Source organism: Chloroflexota bacterium (genome assembly GCA_020850535.1).
In the GTDB taxonomy this organism is placed as follows: Bacteria; Chloroflexota; UBA6077; order UBA6077; family JACCZL01; genus JADZEM01.
Genome location: JADZEM010000118.1, coordinates 49,943 through 69,497 on the forward strand (window position 1 = coordinate 49,943; position 19,555 = coordinate 69,497).

A 19,555-nucleotide genomic window follows, 5' to 3' on the forward strand; every position below is an offset into this window, starting at 1 on the left:
CGCCGCGCGCTGGCGCACCCGTATACTACTGTCGCGCGCCTGCTGGGAGGGACGTCCTGATGAATACCTATCTCTATATCGTGCAGATCCTGGTCTCGGTCGTCCTGATCTGCGTGCTGCTGCTCCAGGCGCGCGGCTCGGGCTTTTCGGCAACCTTCAGCTCGGACTCGTCGATCTACCGCACCCGGCGCGGCGTTGAGAAGACGCTGTTCAACGTCACGATTGGGCTGGCCGTGCTGTTTGTCCTGGTCTCGATCCTGAGCGTCGCGCTTAGCACCTTCTAGCGTGCTGTCCCGGTACTTCCGGGCGGGAGCGACGCAACGGCGGTCTGCACGGCGTGTGCAGGCCGTCTCGATGTGGCCCCGGCGACCCCGGCGGTGGCCGTGGATCGTGGGCGGCGTCGGCGCGGCGCTGGTGCTGCTGCCGATCCTCTTCGTGGTCGGACTGCTGATCCTGGTGCCGCCAGCCGTCGCGCCCGATCGCTACGTTGAGGGCGTGGCCGGCGAGGCGCCGCTGCTCAACCCGATCCTGGCGCCGTACTCGCTGGCCGGCCAGGATGTGCTGCCCCTGGTCTTCTCGTCGTTGACGCGCACGGATGCCGTGGGCAACGTGACGCTCGATCTTGCCGAGCGGCTGGACGTCGAGGACGACGGGCGGGCGTACCTCGTGCGGCTGCGTGATGGCCTGCTCTGGGATGACGGCGAGCCGCTGACCGCCGCCGACGTGCAGTTCACGGTGCGGCTGGTGCAAGCGCCCGACCACCAGGGCAGCCAGGAGCTTGCCGAGTTGTGGCGAGGGATCGGGCTTGAGGTGGTCGATCCACGTACGGTGCGCTTCCGCCTGCCCACGCCGCTGGCCTCGTTTCCGGAGCACCTGACGCTGGGATTGCTCCCACGCCACGCCTTTGAGGGCGTGACGGCTGCGACCCTGCCGCTCGATCCGTTCAATCGCCGGCCGGTCGGGAGCGGCCCGTATCGGGTGGCCTCGTTCGACCCTGACCGGCTGGTGCTGGTGCGGAACGCACACTATCATGGCCCCGCGCCCACCCTCGGGCAGATCGAGCTGCGGATCTATCCGGAGCGCCCGGCCGCCGTCCAGGCGTTGCTGAGCGGCGAGATCGAGGGGCTGGCCGGCCTGCGCCCTGATGAGGCCCGCGCAGTCGCCGCCTGGCCGGGACAGGTGCTCTACGCCTTTCCCGAGCGCGCCAAGACGGCCACTGTCCTGTTCAACGTCGATCAGGCTATCCTCAAGGAGACAGCCGTCCGGCGGGCGCTCGCGCTGGCGCTCGACCGCGAGGCGCTCATCCGCGATGCGCTCGACGGCCAGGGGGAGCCGGCCAACGGGCCGTTGCCGGTGCAGTCGTGGGCCTACGCGCGTGCACCAGCCGCCGCCAGCTACGATCCGGCCGGGGCAGCCGCCCTGCTCACCGAAGCCGGCTGGCAACCCGGCCCGGATGGCATCCGTCTGCGAGGCGGCGTCCCCTTGCAGCTGACCATGCTCACGGCCGACACCCCTGAACGGCTGGCGGTGGCCCGCGTACTGGCCGCCCAGGTGGCGACCATCGGGGTGCGGCTGGCGGTGCGGCCGTTGCCGCCCGACGAGCTGGTAGACGATTTTCTGGAGCCACGCCGCTTCGAGGTGGCGCTCGTCGGCCAGTGGAACATGGGCAGCGACCCCGATGTCTACCCGCAGTGGCATTCGAGCCAGATCGGCGTGTCTGGCGGCAACTACGTCGGGTTCAACGATCCCGACGTCGACAAGTGGCTGGAGGTCGGGCGGCAGGAGCCAGACCGGGAGCTGCGCCGAAACGCCTACCTACACTTCCAGGCACGCTGGGCCGAGGCGCAGCCGGCCTTGACGCTGTACCACCCGGTCTTCACGTTCGCCGTGGCGCGCGATGTCTGGGGCGTCGCCGCCGATCCGCTGCCCGATTCGTCGTCGAGGCTGCGCGGGGTTGGCGACTGGCGTCGGGTTGCCACGCCGACAGCATGGCAAGAGGCCCGCGCCGTGGTCACGGCGCGGGCCTCGCGAATGCTGGGTTGGTGATTCAGGGCGATCGACGGTCAGCTCGCCAGCGGGAGTTCTGCAAGCTCGGCCTTGGCCATCGCGACGACCAGCTCGCCGCTCGCGGGACCAACAACACCGTGCTCCAGGCGGTCGTTCTCGATCAGCCAGCGAAGGAACGTCAGCCGATTCATGTCCGGCTCACGAGTATCTTCGACAAACATTTGTAGAGCTGAATCGTACCGTCCGACTGCCTTCATGGCTACCTCCCTTTAGCTGGCCCTCGACCGCGGGATCACCTCCCTACGAGAGCTTCCGTGATGTCCGCCGCATCCCTGCGGTTAGTCTTACTATCGGCGGATTTTCCTGATCTAACAGTCAGAACGGGGACGAATCCGTTGTCGTGATGGCGCTGGGTCAGGTCAGCGTCAGGCGTGCGTGAGGCCGGCGTCAGAGTTTCGCTGCGCGTCGGGCGGCACATCGGGCGGCGCAGCCGAGCGGGGCAGCGTGAAACTGAAGCGACTGCCCTCACCGACAACGCTCTCGGCGGCGACCTGGCCCGCCATCGCCTCGACCAGCTCGCGCACGATAGCGAGTCCGAGTCCGGCCCCGCCGCTGGCGCGGTCACGGGCGTCGTCGCCGCGCACGAAACGCTCGAAGATGCGGTCCAGCTCCTCGGCCGGGATGCCTGCGCCGGTGTCGGCGACGGTCACCTGAACGGCGTCTCCGACGACGGCTGCCTGCAACGAGACGATTCCGCCCTCTGGCGTGTGGCGCAGGGCGTTGCGGACGAGGTTGCCGAGCACCTGAATCACCCGCTCGCGGTCGGCGCGGACGGCCGGCAGCGACTCGGGAGCATCCAGGAGGACGGTGATATGCCCCTCACGGCGGGCAAGCGGGCGGAAGGTCGCCGTGACCTCCTCCAGTACGCCCCCCAGATCGATGCTGCGGAGCGCCAGGCGCAGCCCGCCAGACTCGGTAGTCGAGAGCAGGAACAGGTCGTCCACCAGCCGGCTGAGCTGCTGCGCCTCGCGGTGCAGCACCGTCAGCGACTCGGCCCGCCGCGCAGAGGTGGCCGTCTCGCCGAGCATCAGCAGGGACTCGGCGTGGCCGCTGATCGAGGCCAGCGGCGTCCGCAGCTCGTGGGAGACGTTGGCGACCAGCTCGCGCTTGGCCGCCAGCGCGGATTCAGCCTCGCGGGTGCGCGAGTCCAACTGCGCGACGGTGGAGGTCAGCCGCTCAGCCATCACGTTGAAACGGCGGGCGAGCTGTCCGACCTCGTCGTCGGGGCCTTCGGCAACGCGCGTGTCGAGTGCGCCGGCCGCCAGCGACTCGGCAGCCGTCCCGACCTGTTCCAGCCGCCGCACCAGTGTCCGGGCCAGCACGTACCCGACTAGGGCAGCCGATGCCAGCGCGAACAGGAATGACGAGCTGAGCATCGCCAGCGTCGCTGCGCCGAACAGCAGAATGCCGCGCAACATCGCCCGGACGGGTGTGGCCTCGGTCAGCTCGCGCTTGGCCACGATCACCACGGTTGACAACGGTGCGTTCGCATTCGCCATCCAGGGTGGGCCGTCCATCAGCCCGACAACCGGATACGCCCCGAGCGCGACCGGCCCCGGACCGCTTCGGCGGCGGGTGAGATCGGCCGTGTTGCGCTCGCCGGAGCGAGCCGCCCTGACGAGCGCGTCCCACTCGGAGCGCTCGGGCGGCGAAAACGCCGCGCCGGCCCCGTCTGAGCTGGCCAGCACCTCGCCGTTCGGCCCCACCACCGCGATGTAGCTGAGGCCGCGCAACGATGGCCCGATACCCTCCATACGCGAGGCCGGCTCCGGTGCGAACGGCCCCGGTCCGATCTGCGGGCGGAGCGTGCCCCGCACCAGCGACCGCAGGATCAGGTTCAGCGTGTCGCGGTCGGTCGGCGACTCGGCCAGGGCGCCGATGGAGCGCGCCACGATGCGGGCATCGTTCGCCGGCTCGCGGTTCGGGCTCGTCTGCACAGCGATCCACGAGCCGGCGAAGATGAAGATGGCCGCGATCATGCTGACCAGCGTCACCACGATGGCGACGAGGTGCGAGAGCGTCAGTTGCCAGCGCAGCCGGCGCAGGCGGCGTCTCATGGCGCGCTGTGTGGGAGGCTGGCCAGCCGGTAGCCGACGCCCCAGACCGTCTCGATCTGGTCGCCGCACGTCCCCAGCTTCTTCCGGAGCCGCAGCACGTGCGTGTCTACCGTACGGTCGAAGCCGCCGTACTCGTAGCCCCAGACCCGTTCCAGCAGGTAGTCGCGGGCGAACGCGCGGCCAGGGTTCTTGACCAGCAGAGCCAGCAGATCGAACTCCTTCGGCGTCAGATCTACTGGCGCGCCATCCACCGTCACGGTGTGCTGGCCCAGATCGACGGTCAGTGCCCCGGCCCGGAGAATCGGCGGGGCCTCGTCGGTGGCGGCCTCGCGGAACAACTCAACCCGCCGGAGCATCGCCTTGACCCGGGCCAGCAGCTCGCGGACGCCGAACGGCTTGGTCAGGTAGTCGTCCGCGCCGACCTCCAGCCCGAGCACCCGGTCGATCTCCTCTGAGCGCGCCGTCAGCATCAGGATTGGGACGATGGAGTCGCGCCGGACCCGCCGGCAGACCTCCAGGCCGTCCATCTTCGGCATCATCCAGTCGAGGATGAGCAGGTCAGGTCGTTCGCGCTGGACGGCGGCGACAGCATCCGCGCCGTCGTACACCTGGACCACCCGGTGCCCCTCGTCCTCCAGGTGGCGGCGAACCAGGGCGTTCAGATCGCGTTCGTCCTCAGCCACGACGATGGTTGCCACGGTCGCCTCACTGGCCGCGCGCACGATATGCGCGCGATGTGGTGGTCTCATGATGGATGGTAGCGCCGTGCGGTGCCTGATCGGTCGCCAACCGGTCACGAATCTGTGAACGGCGGACTGCGCACCCGGGCGACGAGCGGAGGCCGCCAGCGTTCACCGTTTCGTGACCGGACGGCCATGAGGGTGTGACCGGCGGGGCCTACGCTTGAGAGGAACAGGCGGCAAGCCCCATCGCCGCCTGCCACGAAAGGGGACGCATCATGACTCGGTTTCGCTTCGCGCTCGCAGTCCTCGGCACATCGCTGGCACTGGTGCTGGGACTCGGAGCCGTGGGCGCGTTCGCGGTCAGCACGGCGTTCGCCAACGGCTTCGGGCCGTTTGGTGGCCCGTTCGGGCCGCACGCCATCCCGCCCGAGTTTCAGGGGCTGGAGCAACTGACGCCGGCCGAGCGCTTCAAGCACTTCAGCGGCGCACAGATCAACCTGCGCGACAAGGACAACAAGCCGGTCGCCATCAACGCCACGCCAGGGGCGGTGACCTCGGTGAGCGGCACGAGCCTGACCATCGCCGGCAACGACGGCAGCAACAAGACGTTCACGCTGGATGACAAGACGGTCATCCGTGGCAAGCCCGACACCACGACGCCTGGGAATCGCCCGGCCGCGACGACCCTCAAGCAGGGCGACCTCGTGGTGGTCGTCACCACGAACGGCGAGACGCTGGCGCGCTTCGTGATGAGCGGCGGGACCGACGGCTTCGGGCCGCCGGCCGGCGGTGGTCCGTTCCGGGGACCGTTCGGCGGTGGCGGGCCGTTCAGCGGGCGGTAGGCCTCGCCGCACGGGCCAGATCGAAGGCACGCAGCCCCATCTCGATTGAGATGGGGCTGTCGCCTGCATCCCGGGGATGCAGGATGCACCCGCCGGTGTGAGCGGCCGCCCCGGAGCGGGTGGTTTTGGTCATGATCCCCCGTACAATGGCGAGGTGCGGATACAGATCGCGTCATCCCGGGTCGGCGGCGGCCACCAGAGTGTGGCCGAAGCGCTGCGACAGGCACTCCTGACCGTGACTGACGGCGAGGCCGAGGTCTGGGTCGATGACCTCTACGTCCAGTACGGCCGGTTTCCGCTGTCCTGGTTTCCGTGGGCATACGCCACCATCACGCGCCGCTCGCCCAGCCTCTGGCGGGCGATTTTCGACGTGACCAACCGGCCGCCCTCGGGGCCGCGCCTGAACTGGATCGGCGACGTGCTGGGCGGGCCGGCCTTCAAAGAGGTGATCTCGGAGCGGCGGCCAGACGCCGTCGTGACGGTGCTCCCCGGTACGACGGGTTTCGTGGCTCGCTCGGTGATGCGCAGCGGCGTGCCGGCGAACATCGAGGTCGTGATCACCGATTGGGCGGACGTCCACCTCGGCTGGGCCTCGACGTTTCCAGTGCAGTACACCGTGCCGACAGACAACGCCGCCCAGACCCTGGCGTCGGTCGGCATTCGGCCGGAGTGGGTGGATGTCAACGGGTTCCTGGTCCGCGAGCCGTTCTCCCAGTTGGATATCGGATCGCAGGCGAAGCAGCAGGCGCGGGCGCGGCTCGACCTGCCGCGCGACCGCTTCCTGATCCTGATGATGGTCGGAGCGGAAGGCTCGCCGGCCGCCTACGCCCACCTCGACGCGCTGGCGCGGACCCCCCTCGACGCCGAGATCCTGGTCGTGTGTGGCCGCAATCAGCGGCTGTTTCGGCGGGTCCAGCGGATGAGCGGCGCCAACCGGATCCGGCCGCTCGGGTTCGTGGAGCACATCGCCGACTTGATGGTCGCGTCCGACCTGCTGGTCACGAAGACCGGCGGCGTCACCCTGGCGGAGGGCTTCAGCGCCGGCCTGCCCATCATCGGCTTCGATCCGCTGCCCGGCCAGGAAGAGGGCAACGCACGCTACATCGTCGAGGCCGGGGCGGCCGAGCTGGCGTCGTCGCCGAGCCACCTCGCGACGATCGCGACGGAGCTGCGCTGGCGCCAAGATCGGTTGGCCGCGCTCGTGGAGAACGGCCAGCGGCTCTCAACGCCGGACGCGGCACTGGCAACGGCCGAGGCGATCGTCGAGCGGATCCGCTGCCGAGGCGTCGCCGCGCTGCCCGCGAGCTAGCCAACCTGGTGCTGTCCCAAGCCACGAGTTCACCGTTATAGTTGAGTGTTCAAATAGATCCGGTGCGGGCCGGCCGTGCGTAGTCACTGATGAACCCCGGTCGAGACCGCGCAGTCAGGACAGTGCCGACCCTACGGGGCGCCCACCGGCGATGGTCTGGCTGCCGAGCGCGGCGGCAACACCGATGACGTGCCGGCGCGCCTGCGCGGGCGCAACGGTCCTGGCTGGAGAACCTCTGGGCGCGGAGACGATTCGTGCAGAGACTTGAGCGGTTGAACCCTGGATACGGCATCGCCGTTCTCCGAATCATGGTCGGCGTCGTGCTGTTCCTGGCTGGCTACTCGAAGCTGATGGGTCCGGGTGTGGCCGGCATCGCCGGTTTCTTCTCCAACGTCGGCATCCCGATGGCCGGCGTGATGGCTCCGCTGGTCATCGGCTTCGAGACGGTCGGCGGGCTGCTGCTGATCGCCGGCGCGTTCACGCGGATCGTCGGGCCGCTGATGGTGGTGCAGTTCCTGGTGGCCGGGCTGGCGGTCAGCTTGCCATCGCAGATGGGGTGGGGCGCGGCCCGGCTCGACTTCATCATGGCGGCGGCTGGCGCGCTGTTCTTCCTGACCGGCGCCGGCCTGCCATCGGTTGACCGGTGGCTCGCGAGCCGCGAGAGCGGCGGACAGCCGCGCGTGCGCTCGTTCGCCTGATGCAGAAGACGTGAGCGCCGGCCCGGACCGGCGACTGGATCGACCGGGCCAGGGGCCGCCGGCGACGTGCAGAGCGTCGCCGGCGGCCCTTCTGGCATGGTGACAGACTCAGGCCCTGGCGGCTGTGCCGGCGGATCGGAAACTGACCGCCAGCCGCACAGGAACCCCACTCACCGTGCAGATGCCGATTCCGACGCCGACGTCGCGCAGCAACCGCTTTCTCAGGGCGATTACATGTTCATTGGTACCCGAAGCATCATGGAACGGGCGGTCGGGGACTGAAGTCCCCGCCTACACGCATGCAGTCGCTGCGCGACGGACACCGGAAACGGCGTCGTCTGGTGAGACCGGGGCGTCGCGCAGCGACTGCAGGATGGTAGGCGGGGCTTTCAAGCCCCGACGCGGCGGCACGACGACATCAACATGCAATCGCCCTGACCGCTTTCTACCGATCCTTGACACGCCGGTCTGCCGGCCATAGAATCGGGCAGCTTACTTTTCTTCTCCGCGTCTCCCGAACGGTTGCGCGTTCCTGGCGATGTCGCTGGAGCGCAGTCGGGCGGGGTAGAACATGGCGTCGCGTGACGGTGACGAGGCGCACTCTGATCTGGGCACGATGCCCACATGTCTGTTGGGAGACTCTACGATGAGCGAAGACGCTCCGAAGCGAGGAATCGGCCGTCGTGCATTCTTGCGGACGACGTCGCTGTTCGCAGCGGCGATCGGGCTGACGGCTGCCTGTGCTCCGGCGCCAGCCGCCCCGGCCAAGCCAGCGGAGCCGGCCAAGCCCGCCGAGGCCGCGAAGCCGGCTGCCCCTGCCGCTACCACGGCTCCGGCTGCCGCCGCGCCGGCCAAGCCGGCTGAGGCCGCCAAGCCCGCCGAAGCGGCGAAGCCCGCCGAAGCTGCCAAGCCGGCGGCTGCTGCGCCGGCTGGTGCTGCGAAGCCGGGCGACGTGCCGCGCAACCGAACCCTGATCGCCATCACCGGCAGCTCGGTGCAGCAGGGCAAGTTTACTGACGCCGAGCTGTGGAACCCGTACGCGGTCGGTTCCAACCACCAGTCCGGCCCGAACCTGCTCTACGAGCCGCTGGCCTTCTACAGCGCGTTCGCGGATAAGGAGCACCTCTGGCTGGCCGAGAGCTACCAGTACAGCCCGGACAGCAAGACGCTCACCATCAAGACCCGTTCCGGGATCACCTGGAGCGACGGCAAGCCGTTCAGCGCCGAGGACGTGGCCTTCACGTTCAACTCGTTGAAGGACATCGGCGGCAAGGTCCGCTGGGGCGTGGACGTCCAGCAGGTGCTGCAGGAGGCCAAGGCGACGGACGCGAACACCGTCGTCCTGAACTTCAAGGTGCCAGCCCCGCGCTTCTTCGAGTTCGTCACCTACAAGTACGACATCGGCGTCTACATCGTCCCCAAGCACATCTACGATGGTCAGGACTGGACGCAGTTCCGCGCGTTCGACCTCGCCAAGGAGTGGCCGGTCACCACGGGTCCGTGGAAGGTCAGCTACGCTGCGCCCGAGCAGAAGATCTTTGACCGGCGGGCTGACTGGTGGGCCGTCAAGGCCGGCCTCGTCAAGCAGATGCCGCAGATGCAGCGGCTGGTGATGCTGCCGACCCCTGGCGAGCAGCAGCTGGCGCAGGCCCTCATCACGAACCAGTGCGACTTCTCCACCAGCCTGCAGCCGTCCACCTTCCCCACGGTGCTGCAGCAGAACCCGAAGATCATCACCCACTCTGGCCGCGACAAGCCGTACGGCTATACGGACTGGTGGCCGGCCTCGCTCTACCTGAACAACACCGCCAAGCCGTTCGACAATCCGGACATCCGCTGGGCCATCTCCTACTACATGGATCGGGACCAGATCATCGACGTGGGCTGGGGCGGCGCGAGCACGCCGTCGCAGCTGCCGATGCCGACGTACCCGCCGCTGAAGCCGTACTTCGAGGCCGTCAAGGACCTGCTGGCGAAGTACAACACCATCGAGTTCAACGCCAAGAAGGGCGACGAGCTTCTGATGAAGAACGGCTTCAAGAAGGAGGGCGGCAAGTGGCTGATGGCGGACGGCCAGCCCTTCAAGCTCGACTTCATGGGTCCTGGCACGGGCACCTTCGCGGCCATCGGCCCGGTGGTGCAGGAGCTGCTCAAGCGGCAGGGCGTCGAGGCGACCTACAGCCAGCCGCCTGATGCCAGCAGCCGGTTCGAGAAGGGCGAGTACGTCGGCTTCCTGTACGGTCACGGCGGCAGCGTGCGCGATCCGTACTACACCCTGCGGCTCTACCAGGGCGCGACGCAGGCGGTGCCGGGCGCGCACCTCGTCAACTTCCCGAAGTGGAAGAACGAGAAGTACGATGCCATCGTCGACCAGGTGTTCGTCACGCCGATGAACGACACGGCCAAGCTGCAGAGCCTGTTCCACCAGGCGATGGAGATCTGGCTGCCGGAGCTGCCGGACGTTCAGCTCACCGAGTTCCACCACCGGATCCCGATGAACGAGACGTACTGGAAGAACTGGCCGACGGCGCAGAACCCGTACATCAACGGGGCGTTCTGGCACCTCACCCACCAGCTCATCCTCAACAACCTCGAACCCGTGCAGTAGGGCCCGGGCGGCGGGGTCGGTGGGACGCCTGTGCGGTCTGCCGACCCCGCTTCTTTGTGCTTCGGAGTAAGCCATGCGCGCCGATTACGTGCTGAAGCGAGTCGGGTTCTTCCTGCTCATCACCTGGCTGGCAGCGACGCTCAACTTCTTCATTCCCCGGCTGTCGGGGCAGAACCCGATTCGCGAGCGGCTCCTCGAACAGGCGCTGGTCGGCGGCTACGTTCATGCTGGCATGAACGACATGGTGGCGGAGTACGAGGCGAAGTTCGGGCTGGATCAGCCGCTCTGGGTCCAGTACATCAGGTACCTCGGGGACGTCTCGCGCCTGGACTTCAACTACTCGATTGCGAACTATCCGCGGACCGTCTCTGAGATGATGATCGAGGCGCTGCCCTGGACCATCGGCCTGCTCGGCATGACGACCCTCCTGTCGTTCGTGCTCGGCACACTGCTCGGCGCATTCATGGGGTGGCCGCGCTCGCCGGCCTTTCTGAAGTACGTCCTGCCGCCGCTGCTGGCGTTGCACGCTATCCCGTACTACCTGCTCGGGCTGGTGCTGATGTACTTCCTGACGTTCCGCTTCCAGCTCTTGCCCAACATCGGCGGGTACACGGCTGGCACGTTCCCAGATGTGTACAGCCTGAGCTTCTGGCTGGACGTGGCGTCGCACGCGGTGCTGCCAGCCCTGTCGATCATCCTGGCGGCCGTCGGCGGCTGGGCGCTGGCGATGCGGGCGATGGTGGTGACGGTCCAGGGTGAGGACTACATCAACTTCGCGGACGCCAAGGGTCTCTCGGGGCGAACCATCTTCCTCAAGTACGCTATCCGGAACACGCTGCTGCCCCAGGTGACCTCGCTGGCGCTGGCGCTGGGACAGGTCGTCTCGGGCGCCGTGCTGGTGGAAGTGGTCTTCGGGTATCCCGGCATCGGGACGGTCCTCTTCACGGCGATCCGGCAGTCCGACTGGTTCCTGCTGCAGGGTATGATCTTCGCCTTGATCGTCACGCTCGGCCTGGCGACGTTGATCCTCGACCTCGTCTATCCGTTGCTCGACCCGCGCATCACCTACCGGAGGGCCTGACATGAGCGTCGTTCAGGGGGCCACCGGCTCCGACTCGGTGGCAGTAGGGCCACGTCCGTCGTCAGGAGATGCGGCAGCCCAGCGGCAGGACTCGGCGCGCGACAAGAGCATCGCCGTCCTGCACTACTTCCGCCGCAATCAGAGCCTGATGGTTGGCACGCTCATGGTCCTGGGCCTGCTGCTGTTCTCGCTGATCGGGACGTTCGCCTGGGACGTGGAGCGGTACCGGCCGTTGTCGGTGCGGGCGCTGCAAGCGCCCTCCTGGGATCTGCCGTTCGGCAGTGACCGTCAGGGGCGCGACCTGTTCGCCGTCATGATCGCCGGCACGCCGATGACGCTGCGTATCGGACTGATCGCCGGCATTCTCGGCGTTGGCATCGGGACGGCGCTGGCGTTCGTGGCGGCCTACTACGGCGGCTGGACCGACACCATCATTCGCGGCATCGTCGACGTGGGGCTGACGGTCCCGGGCCTGCTGGTGCTGATCATCGTGGCGATCACGGTGCGGCAGGCGCTCTCCGTCGAGATCATGGCGCTGGTGGTGGCGAGCTTAGCCTGGCTTTGGCCGACCAGAACGATTCGCGCCCAGGTGCTCACGATGCGCGAACGCTCGTGGGTGCAGGTTGCGAAGCTGTCCGGCATGAGCGGGCCGGAGATCATCGTCAAAGAGATGCTGCCCAACCTGTTCCCGTACCTCGCGGCGGCGCTGGTGAACAGCATCTCGTCGGCGATCCTGGCGTCGGTCGGCCTGGAGGCGCTCGGCCTCGGCCCCATCGACTCGCCGACGCTCGGCATGACGGTCTACTGGGTGCTCTTCAACGCCGCGCTGATCAACGGCTGGTGGTGGTGGTGGGCGCCGCCCATCGTGATCCTGTTCATCCTGTTCGTAGGCCTGTTCGCCGTTTCGGTCGGGCTGGATGAGATCGCCAACCCGCGCCTGCGAAAGACCGTCTAAATCTGTGCGAGCGTGGATGGCCCACGTGGGGCTAGCCGCGAGCGCCTGCTCGCGGCTACCCTTTCGCCTGTCATGAGGTAGCGGCCGGTCGCGACAGACCGAGGTCCGCTGCCATCCGGAGCATTGATGCTCGGGGCGGCGCGCATGTGCGCCGCCCAGAAGCGCATGGAGGAGGATCCGATGATGGATCAGCCAGTCCAGAAGCGAGCGGTGAGTCGCCGGCGATTCCTGAGCCTTGCCGTGCTGGTGGGCGCGGCGGCCAGCGGTACATCGCTGCTTGCCGCCTGCGGCCAGCCAGCACCGGCCGCGCCCGCCAAGCCCGCGGAGCCGGCGAAGCCCGCGGAAGCCGCGAAGCCGGCCGAGGCGGCCAAGCCCGCGGCCCCCGCTGGCAACCCGAACGCCGGCCCCCCGGCCGGGAATCCGAACGCCGGTCCGCCAGCAGGCAATCCGAACGCAGGTCCGGCGGCGCAGGCCCCGGCCGCCGCGCAGAAGCCGGCCGATACGCCGTCGGGCGTCAAGCAGGTGGCGCGCAACCGGACGCTGATCCAGGTGCGCGGCGGCACCCAGGGCAAGTTCATCGCGCATGAGCTGTGGAGCCCGTACGCCATCGGATCGACGCCGCAGATCGGCCTCAACGCGATCTACGAGCCGCTCGCCTTCTACAGCGCCTACGCTGACAAGGAGACGATGTGGCTGGCCGAGAGCTACCAGTTCAGCCCCGACTTCAAGACGCTGACCGTCAAGACCCGGCAGAACGTCAAGTGGAGCGACGGCAAGCCGTTCAGCGCCGAGGACGTGACGTACACCCTCAACATGCTGCGGGATCTCGGCCCCAAGGTGAAGTGGGGCAAGGACGTTCAGGACTCGGTCACCGAGGCAAAGACGGCGGACCCGAACACCTGTGTGATCACGTTCCAGCGTCCATCGCCGCGCTTCTTCTATCACATGCTGTCGTACAAGTACGACATCGGTCTGCACATCGTCCCGAAGCACATCTTCGACGGGCAGGACTGGACCACCTTCACGCACTTCGACGTGGCGAAGGGCTGGCCGGTCACCACGAGCCCGTGGCAGGTCGTGGCGGTGTCGCCGAATCAGATGATCATGGATCGACGCCCCGAGTGGTGGGGCACGGGCGTGGTCAAGGACTTCGGGCAGTTGCCGAAGGTCGAGCGGCTGGTCTGGCTGCCGGTCCAGGGCGAGCAGCAGCTCGTCCAGGGGCTGATCACGAACGACCTGGACTTCACCACCGGCATCGAGGTGGACTCGTTCGGGACGGTCTTCAAGGGCAACGCGAAGATCACCACCTACAGCGGCCAGAAGCTGCCGTACGGCAACATGGACTGGTGGCCGACCTCCCTGTACGTCCAGACCCAGAAGCCGCCGTACAACAACCCGGAGTTCCGCTGGGCGCTCAGCTACCTCATCGACCGCGATCAGTTGATCAAGGTGGGCTGGGGCGGCTCGTCTGAGAAGACCGAGCTCCCGATGCCGAACTTCCCGGCGCTGCGGCCGTTCTTCGACGCCGCGAAGCCGCTGCTGCAGAAGTGGCCGACGAACGAGTTCAACCCCGAGAAGGGCCACGCGATGATGTCGAAGCTGGGCTGGAAGCGCGGCTCCGACAACATGTACGTGGACCCGAGCGGCGCGAAGTTCCAGATGGACATCATCGCCAACCCGGACTTCCCCTCGCCGGGGCCGGTGCTGGTGGAGCTGCTCAAGCGGCAGGGCATCGCCGCGACCTTCGCCATCCCGCCGGACTTCGGCCCGATCTTCCAGAAGGGCGAGCACCAGGCGGCGATGTTTGGGCACGGCGGCAGCATCAAGGATCCGTTCGAGACGCTGCGGCTGTACCAGTCCTCCTCCGTGAACGTGCCGGGCGGCCACCTCGTGAACCTTGCGAAGTGGAGCAACCCGGAGTACGACAAGGTGGTGGACGAGGTCTACGTGACGCCGCCGTCTGACAAGGCGAAGGTCACCGAGCTGTTCCTCAAGGCGATGGAGATCTGGCTGCCAGAGCTGCCGGACATCCCGCTGATGCAGTTCTACCATCGGCTGCCCCTCAACACGACGTACTGGACGGGGTATCCGACGCAGGAGGACTCGTACATCAACCCGGCCTTCTTCCACTCGACCGGGCCGCTGGTCTACCACAAGCTTCAGCCGACGCAGTAGCGTACGGTCGTGGGCCGCAGGTCGCGGATCGTGGGGAAGTCACCCCTCGACCCATGACCTGCGGCCCACGACCTGGAGACCACCATGCGCCCAGACTACGTGATCAAACGCATTGGCATTTTCTTCCTCATCATGTGGGTTGCCGCCACCCTCAACTTCCTGATCCCTCGACTGGGGAGTCGGAGTCCGATCGAGGACAAGTTGATGACGCAGGCGGCCACCGGCGGCTATCTGCAGCAGGGCGTCGCGGAGATGGTCCGCGAGTACGAGGCCAAGTTCGGTCTGGACAAGCCGCTCTGGCAGCAGTACCTCGTCTATCTGTCCGACGTCGTGCGTTTCGATTTCAACTACTCGATCTCCAACTACCCGCGACGTGTCGTCGATATCCTGCTGGAAGGGCTGCCCTGGACGATGGGGCTGCTGACGATGACGACGCTGATCTCGTTCGCCGTCGGCAACCTGCTGGGCGCGTTTCTGGGCTGGCCGCGCGCACCGAGGTGGTTGCACTTTCTGATGCCGCCGCTCCTGGCGCTGCACGCGCTGCCGTTCTTCTTGCTCGGCCTGATCCTGGTCTACATTTTTGCCTTCTCGCTGCAAATCCTTCCGCTTTACGGCGGCTTCACGACGGGCACGATCCCGCACCTGTCGTTGAGCTTCGCCCTCGATATCCTGCGGCACGCCATCTTGCCGGCCGCCTCGATTGTGCTCGTGTCGATTGGCGGCTGGGCGCTGGGCATGCGCGCGATGATGGTGACGACGCAGGGCGAGGACTACACCAACTTCGCGGATGCGAAGGGCCTCCGCCCGAAGACGATCTTCTTCCACTACGCCATTCGGAACGCCATGCTGCCCCAGGTCACGGCGCTGGCGCTGGTGCTCGGACAGATTCTCTCTGGGGCCGTCCTGGTCGAGGTGATCTTCGGCTACCCGGGCATCGGCACCGTGCTGTTCCAGGCGATTCGCGGGTCCGACTTCTTCCTGGTCCAGGGCATCGTCTTTATCGTGATCATCTCGATTGGCGTGGCGACGTTCGTGCTGGACCTGGTCTACCCGCTGCTCGACCCGCGCATCACGTATCAGAGGGGATGAGATGAGCGCTGTATCACCAGCCTCCGGCGCGCCCGGCGCTGGACTGACCTCGCTCCCTCAGGCCGCGGACCGGGCTGAGGCCACGCGAGCCGGGGCCGGCGAGCGGGCGGGCGCCGTCTTGCGATACATGCGGCGGAACCCGTCCCTGCCGGTCGGCCTCACGATGCTGCTGATTCTGGCATTGTTCCTGATCGTCGGGCGGCTGTTCGTCGATCTGGACGAGGCGCGGGCCGTGTCGGTCGCGCCGCTCCGGCCGCCGTCAGCCGAGCTGCCGTTCGGCAGCGACCGCCAGGGCCGTAACATGTTCGCCGTCGCGGTGGCCGGCACGCCGATGACCCTGCAAATCGGCCTGACGGCCGGGCTGCTGGGCGTCGGGTTTGGCGCGGCGCTGGCATTCGTGGCCGCCTACTACGGCGGCAAGGTGGACAACCTTATCAAGGGGTTGGTGGACACTGGCCTGACGATCCCCGGCCTGATGATCCTGATCACGGTGGCGATGAACGTGCGCGGCGGCCTCGGCGTGACGCAGATGGCGCTGGTGGTCGCATCGTTGGCGTGGCTGTACCCGACCCGGACGATCCGCTCACAGTTGCTGACGCTGCGCGAGCGCGGCTATATCCAGATCGCGCAGATGTCCGGCATGAGCGGCCCGGAGATCATCGTCAAGGAGATGCTCCCGAACCTGCTCCCGTACCTGGTCGCCGCGCTGGTCAACTCGACGTCCGCGGCGATCCTGGCGTCCATCGGCCTGGAGGTACTCGGACTCGGTCCATTCGAGGCGCCGACCATCGGCATGACGCTGTACTGGGTCAACTACAACGCCGCGATCATCAATGGCTGGTGGTGGTGGTGGGTTCCGCCGATCGTGGTGATCGGCACGGTCTTCATTGGCCTCTTCCTGGTCGCGATTGGCCTGGACGAGGTCGCAAATCCACGTCTACGACGGTCGGTGTGAGGCGTCATGGCAATTCAGGCTCCGACTGAGGAGTGGCCCCGCGTCCGGGCGGATGTCCTCGAGGTGGAGGATCTCCGCGTCTACTATCACACGCCACGCGGCGCGGTTCGCGCAGTGGACGGCGTGACGTTTACCGTCAAAGCCGGCGAGCGGCTGGGCCTTGTCGGCGAGTCCGGCTCGGGCAAGACGACCATCGCCCTGGCCCTGATGCAGCTGATCCGTCCGCCGGGCCGGATCGAAGGCGGGCACGTCTTCGTCGACGGGCAGGATCTGATCGGCCTGTCCGACGAGGAGATGCGCCAGCGGCGGCTCGCGGTCATCGCGATGGTGGCGCAGGGCGCGATGAACTCGCTCAACCCGGTCATCCGCGTGCGAGATCAGATCCTCGACGCGCTGAAGGATCATGGGATTCGGCTCGGCAAGGCCGAGATGCAGGAGAAGATCGCGGACCTGCTGACGCGCGTCGGCCTCTCACCGAAGGTCGCGGACATGTATCCGCACGAGCTGAGCGGCGGCATGAAGCAGCGCGTCTGCATCGCCATCGCCATCAGCATGTCGCCGAAGGTCATCATCGCCGACGAGCCGACGAGCGCCCTTGACGTGGTCGTGCAGCGGCAGGTGATGGAGACGCTCCGAAACGTCCAGCTTGACCTCGGCGCGGCGATCATCCTGGTCGGGCACGACATGGGGCTGATGGCGCAGGCCGTGGACCGGCTCGGCGTGATGTACGCTGGCAACCTGGCCGAGCTGTGCGACGTGCGGGCGATCTTCGAGGACCCGCTCCACCCCTACAGCAAGCTGCTCATCGCCAGCCTGCCGTCGCTGAAGGAGAAGGGCGTCTTCCAGGGCATCCCCGGGCTGCCGCCGTCGCTGCTCAACAAGCCGAAGGGCTGTCCGTTCCGCTTCCGCTGCCCGTCCGCCTTCGCGAAGTGCGAGGATGTCGAGCCGAAGCTGACCGAAGTGAAACCCGGGCGGTGGGTCTCCTGCCACCTGTATGAGGATGCACCGTGAGCGTGTTGCTGGAAGCCCGCAACGCTGGCAAGGTCTTTGGCGGCGGCCTCTTCGACAAGACGAAGACCGTCGCCCTGCGCGACTTCTCGCTCGGCATCGAGACGGAGCCAGCATCGATCCTGGCCGTCGTCGGCGAGTCCGGCTCCGGGAAGACGACGCTCGCGCGGCTGCTGCTCGGGCTGGTGACGCCCAGCACCGGCGAGGTGCTCTACAACGGGACCGACCTGCGGAAGCTCAACGCCGCCCAGCGTAAGCAGTTTCTGCGCGACGTGCAGGTGATCTTCCAGGATCCGTACGAGGTCTACAACCCGTTCTACTACGTCGATCACGTGCTGGAGACACCCGTCGCCAAGTTCAAGCTGGCGAACTCGAAGTCCGAGGCGCGCGACAAGATCGAGGAGACGCTGCGGGCGGTCGGCCTCCGCCCCGACGAGACGCTCGGGCGGTACCCCCACCAGTTGAGCGGCGGTCAGCGTCAGCGCATCATGGTGGCGCGGGCACTGCTGATCCGTCCCCGCATCATCATCGCCGACGAGCCGGTCTCGATGGTGGACGCGTCGCTCCGCGCGACGATTCTTGGGAGCCTGCGCGAGCTGAACCGGGCGTTCGGCATCTCGCTGATCTACATCACGCACGACCTGACCACGGCGTACCAGATCAGCGAGAACATCGTGGTGCTGTACCGAGGCTCGGTGGCCGAGGTCGGGGATGTCGAGAAGGTCGTGGGCGACCCGAAGCATCCGTACACCCAGCTGCTGGTTGGCTCGGTGCCGCTGCCCGATCCCGACACGGCCTGGCACGCCGAGCCGCCGCCCAACGACGAGGCCCGCAAGGCGGCTGCCGCTCCCCATGACGGCTGCGCGTTCGCCGCGCGGTGTCCGGCCGCCATGGCGATCTGCCGCGAGAAGCGCCCGCCGCTCTACCAGATCGACGAGTTCCGCGCCGCGTCGTGCTACCTCTACGAGGGCAGCCCGATCCTGCCGGCCGACGAGCTTGGAAAGGTGATGGTCCCGCCGACGCCTGTCGCAGCCGTCTGACGCCCCCGTCACGACCCAGGATACGCTACGCGGCCCGCCGATCCTCTCGGATACAATCGGCGGGCTGCTGTTCGTCCGGTCACCGGCGCTGCCGGCCGGCGGAGCGCCACACGAACCGGACGCCTGCGCTCCGGGCGAGGAGTGCATGGTGAACGTGTCGCTGATCGAGGCCATCGTGCTGGGCATCGTCCAGGGTCTCGCCGAGTTCCTGCCGATCTCCAGCTCCGGCCACCTGATTCTGACGCCCTGGCTGCTGGGGTGGAAGGAACACGGCCTGACCTTCGACCTGGCGTTGCACCTGGGAACGTCCGCCGCGCTGCTCGGCTACTTCTGGCGGGACTGGCTTCGGCTGGCGCAGGCGGTGCTCTCGGGCCTGACGAGCGCCCAGGCGCGCGCCAGCCACGAATGGCGGCTGGCGTGGCTGATCGTGCTGGGCTGCATCCCGGCTGGCGTCGTCGGGGTGCTCTTCGAGGACAAGATCGAGGAGCTGCTGCGCTCGCCCCTCCAGATCGCCGTGCTGCTGATCGTGTTCGGCCTGATCATGCTGGCAGCAGACCGCCTCGGCAGCCAGCAGCGACGCCTGAATCAGATCACCCTGGCGGACGCGCTGACGATTGGCTTCGCGCAGGTGCTGGCCTTGATGCCCGGGGTCTCGCGGTCGGGGATCACACTGACCGCCGGCCTCTTCCGTGGCCTGGACCGGGCGTCGGCGGCCCGTTTCTCGTTCCTGCTCTCCGCCCCGATCACGGTGGCGGCGGCGCTCTACAAGCTGCGTGGGCTGGTCAAAGCGCCGCCGGTCGGTGGGGAGCTTCTGGCGTTCGCGGTGGGCGTCGTCACAGCAGCGGTCGTGGGCGCACTGGCGATCGGCTTCCTGCTGCGCTACCTCCAGCGGCAGCCTGTGGACGTCTTCGTCTGGTACCGGGTGGCAGCAGGACTGGTAGTACTGGCGCTCGTGCTGATGGGCAAGTAGCCCATCCCGAACTGCCCG

General features: G+C 67.6%; 17 protein-coding genes. 14 read left to right on the forward strand and 3 right to left on the reverse strand.

Annotated features, from left to right (window positions below; genetic code table 11):
• The first annotated feature begins 59 nt into the window (after positions 1-59).
• Positions 60-284 carry a preprotein translocase subunit SecG gene (secG, locus tag IT306_16820; GenBank protein MCC7370091.1) on the forward strand — a complete coding sequence of 75 codons (225 nt, stop codon included), beginning with the start codon at positions 60-62 and terminating at the stop codon, positions 282-284.
• A 70-nt stretch (positions 285-354) separates the two neighbouring features.
• The gene (locus IT306_16825; GenBank protein ID MCC7370092.1) at positions 355-2,046 is read left to right on the forward strand and encodes a peptide ABC transporter substrate-binding protein; all 1,692 of its coding nucleotides are present in this window, start codon (positions 355-357) and stop codon (positions 2,044-2,046) included.
• A 17-nt stretch (positions 2,047-2,063) separates the two neighbouring features.
• Here the strand turns inward: IT306_16825 and IT306_16830 are convergent, their stop codons facing one another.
• From IT306_16830 to IT306_16840, 3 genes are all read right to left on the reverse strand, one after another.
• Positions 2,064-2,264: a hypothetical protein gene (locus IT306_16830; GenBank protein MCC7370093.1), complete on the reverse strand. Its 201-nt coding sequence runs from the start codon at positions 2,262-2,264 to the stop codon at positions 2,064-2,066.
• Positions 2,265-2,432: 168 nt separating this feature from the next.
• Positions 2,433-4,124 carry a HAMP domain-containing histidine kinase gene (locus IT306_16835; protein MCC7370094.1) on the reverse strand — a complete coding sequence of 564 codons (1,692 nt, stop codon included), beginning with the start codon at positions 4,122-4,124 and terminating at the stop codon, positions 2,433-2,435.
• A complete protein-coding gene (locus IT306_16840; protein MCC7370095.1) occupies positions 4,121-4,822 on the reverse strand; it encodes a response regulator transcription factor in 702 nt (233 codons plus the stop codon). The genes IT306_16835 and IT306_16840 overlap by 4 nt, the downstream gene beginning before the upstream one ends.
• Before the next feature lie 260 nt (positions 4,823-5,082).
• On the opposite strand from IT306_16840, the gene IT306_16845 reads away from it, so the two are divergent.
• From IT306_16845 to uppP, 12 genes are all read left to right on the forward strand, one after another.
• Entirely contained in the window at positions 5,083-5,649 is a 567-nt protein-coding gene (locus IT306_16845) for a hypothetical protein (GenBank protein ID MCC7370096.1), read from the forward strand.
• A gap of 154 nt (positions 5,650-5,803) precedes the next feature.
• Positions 5,804-6,958, forward strand: coding sequence for a glycosyltransferase (locus IT306_16850; GenBank protein MCC7370097.1), 1,155 nt, complete (start codon positions 5,804-5,806; stop codon positions 6,956-6,958).
• A gap of 254 nt (positions 6,959-7,212) precedes the next feature.
• Positions 7,213-7,656 (forward strand): DoxX family protein, encoded by a 444-nt coding sequence (locus tag IT306_16855; GenBank protein ID MCC7370098.1) that lies wholly within the window; start codon positions 7,213-7,215, stop codon positions 7,654-7,656.
• Between the two features lie 646 nt (positions 7,657-8,302).
• A complete protein-coding gene (locus tag IT306_16860) occupies positions 8,303-10,264 on the forward strand; it encodes an ABC transporter substrate-binding protein (protein ID MCC7370099.1) in 1,962 nt (653 codons plus the stop codon).
• Positions 10,265-10,337: 73 nt separating this feature from the next.
• The gene (locus IT306_16865; GenBank protein MCC7370100.1) at positions 10,338-11,345 is read left to right on the forward strand and encodes an ABC transporter permease; all 1,008 of its coding nucleotides are present in this window, start codon (positions 10,338-10,340) and stop codon (positions 11,343-11,345) included.
• 1 nt (position 11,346) lies between these two features.
• Positions 11,347-12,300: an ABC transporter permease gene (locus tag IT306_16870; protein ID MCC7370101.1), complete on the forward strand. Its 954-nt coding sequence runs from the start codon at positions 11,347-11,349 to the stop codon at positions 12,298-12,300.
• Between the two features lie 180 nt (positions 12,301-12,480).
• The gene (locus IT306_16875; protein MCC7370102.1) at positions 12,481-14,475 is read left to right on the forward strand and encodes an ABC transporter substrate-binding protein; all 1,995 of its coding nucleotides are present in this window, start codon (positions 12,481-12,483) and stop codon (positions 14,473-14,475) included.
• Positions 14,476-14,559: 84 nt separating this feature from the next.
• Positions 14,560-15,564: an ABC transporter permease gene (locus IT306_16880; protein ID MCC7370103.1), complete on the forward strand. Its 1,005-nt coding sequence runs from the start codon at positions 14,560-14,562 to the stop codon at positions 15,562-15,564.
• A gap of 127 nt (positions 15,565-15,691) precedes the next feature.
• Entirely contained in the window at positions 15,692-16,519 is an 828-nt protein-coding gene (locus IT306_16885) for an ABC transporter permease (GenBank protein MCC7370104.1), read from the forward strand.
• A 6-nt stretch (positions 16,520-16,525) separates the two neighbouring features.
• Positions 16,526-17,530 (forward strand): ABC transporter ATP-binding protein, encoded by a 1,005-nt coding sequence (locus IT306_16890; protein MCC7370105.1) that lies wholly within the window; start codon positions 16,526-16,528, stop codon positions 17,528-17,530.
• Between the two features lie 2 nt (positions 17,531-17,532).
• Positions 17,533-18,567 carry an ABC transporter ATP-binding protein gene (locus tag IT306_16895; protein ID MCC7370106.1) on the forward strand — a complete coding sequence of 345 codons (1,035 nt, stop codon included), beginning with the start codon at positions 17,533-17,535 and terminating at the stop codon, positions 18,565-18,567.
• Between the two features lie 154 nt (positions 18,568-18,721).
• Entirely contained in the window at positions 18,722-19,537 is an 816-nt protein-coding gene (gene uppP / locus IT306_16900; GenBank protein MCC7370107.1) for an undecaprenyl-diphosphatase UppP, read from the forward strand.
• Positions 19,538-19,555 lie beyond the last annotated feature (18 nt).

Bases quoted from the DNA above. Each gene is read 5' to 3' on its own strand.
- secG (MCC7370091.1), top strand. From the start codon at position 60: ATGAATACCTATCTCTATATCGTGCAGATCCTGGTCTCGGTCGTCCTG.
- IT306_16825 (MCC7370092.1), top strand. From the start codon at position 355: ATGTGGCCCCGGCGACCCCGGCGGTGGCCGTGGATCGTGGGCGGCGTC.
- IT306_16830 (MCC7370093.1), bottom strand. From the start codon at position 2,264: ATGAAGGCAGTCGGACGGTACGATTCAGCTCTACAAATGTTTGTCGAA.
- IT306_16835 (MCC7370094.1), bottom strand. From the start codon at position 4,124: ATGAGACGCCGCCTGCGCCGGCTGCGCTGGCAACTGACGCTCTCGCAC.
- IT306_16845 (MCC7370096.1), top strand. From the start codon at position 5,083: ATGACTCGGTTTCGCTTCGCGCTCGCAGTCCTCGGCACATCGCTGGCA.
- IT306_16860 (MCC7370099.1), top strand. From the start codon at position 8,303: ATGAGCGAAGACGCTCCGAAGCGAGGAATCGGCCGTCGTGCATTCTTG.
- IT306_16865 (MCC7370100.1), top strand. From the start codon at position 10,338: ATGCGCGCCGATTACGTGCTGAAGCGAGTCGGGTTCTTCCTGCTCATC.
- IT306_16870 (MCC7370101.1), top strand. From the start codon at position 11,347: ATGAGCGTCGTTCAGGGGGCCACCGGCTCCGACTCGGTGGCAGTAGGG.
- IT306_16875 (MCC7370102.1), top strand. From the start codon at position 12,481: ATGATGGATCAGCCAGTCCAGAAGCGAGCGGTGAGTCGCCGGCGATTC.
- IT306_16880 (MCC7370103.1), top strand. From the start codon at position 14,560: ATGCGCCCAGACTACGTGATCAAACGCATTGGCATTTTCTTCCTCATC.
- IT306_16885 (MCC7370104.1), top strand. From the start codon at position 15,692: ATGCGGCGGAACCCGTCCCTGCCGGTCGGCCTCACGATGCTGCTGATT.
- IT306_16890 (MCC7370105.1), top strand. From the start codon at position 16,526: ATGGCAATTCAGGCTCCGACTGAGGAGTGGCCCCGCGTCCGGGCGGAT.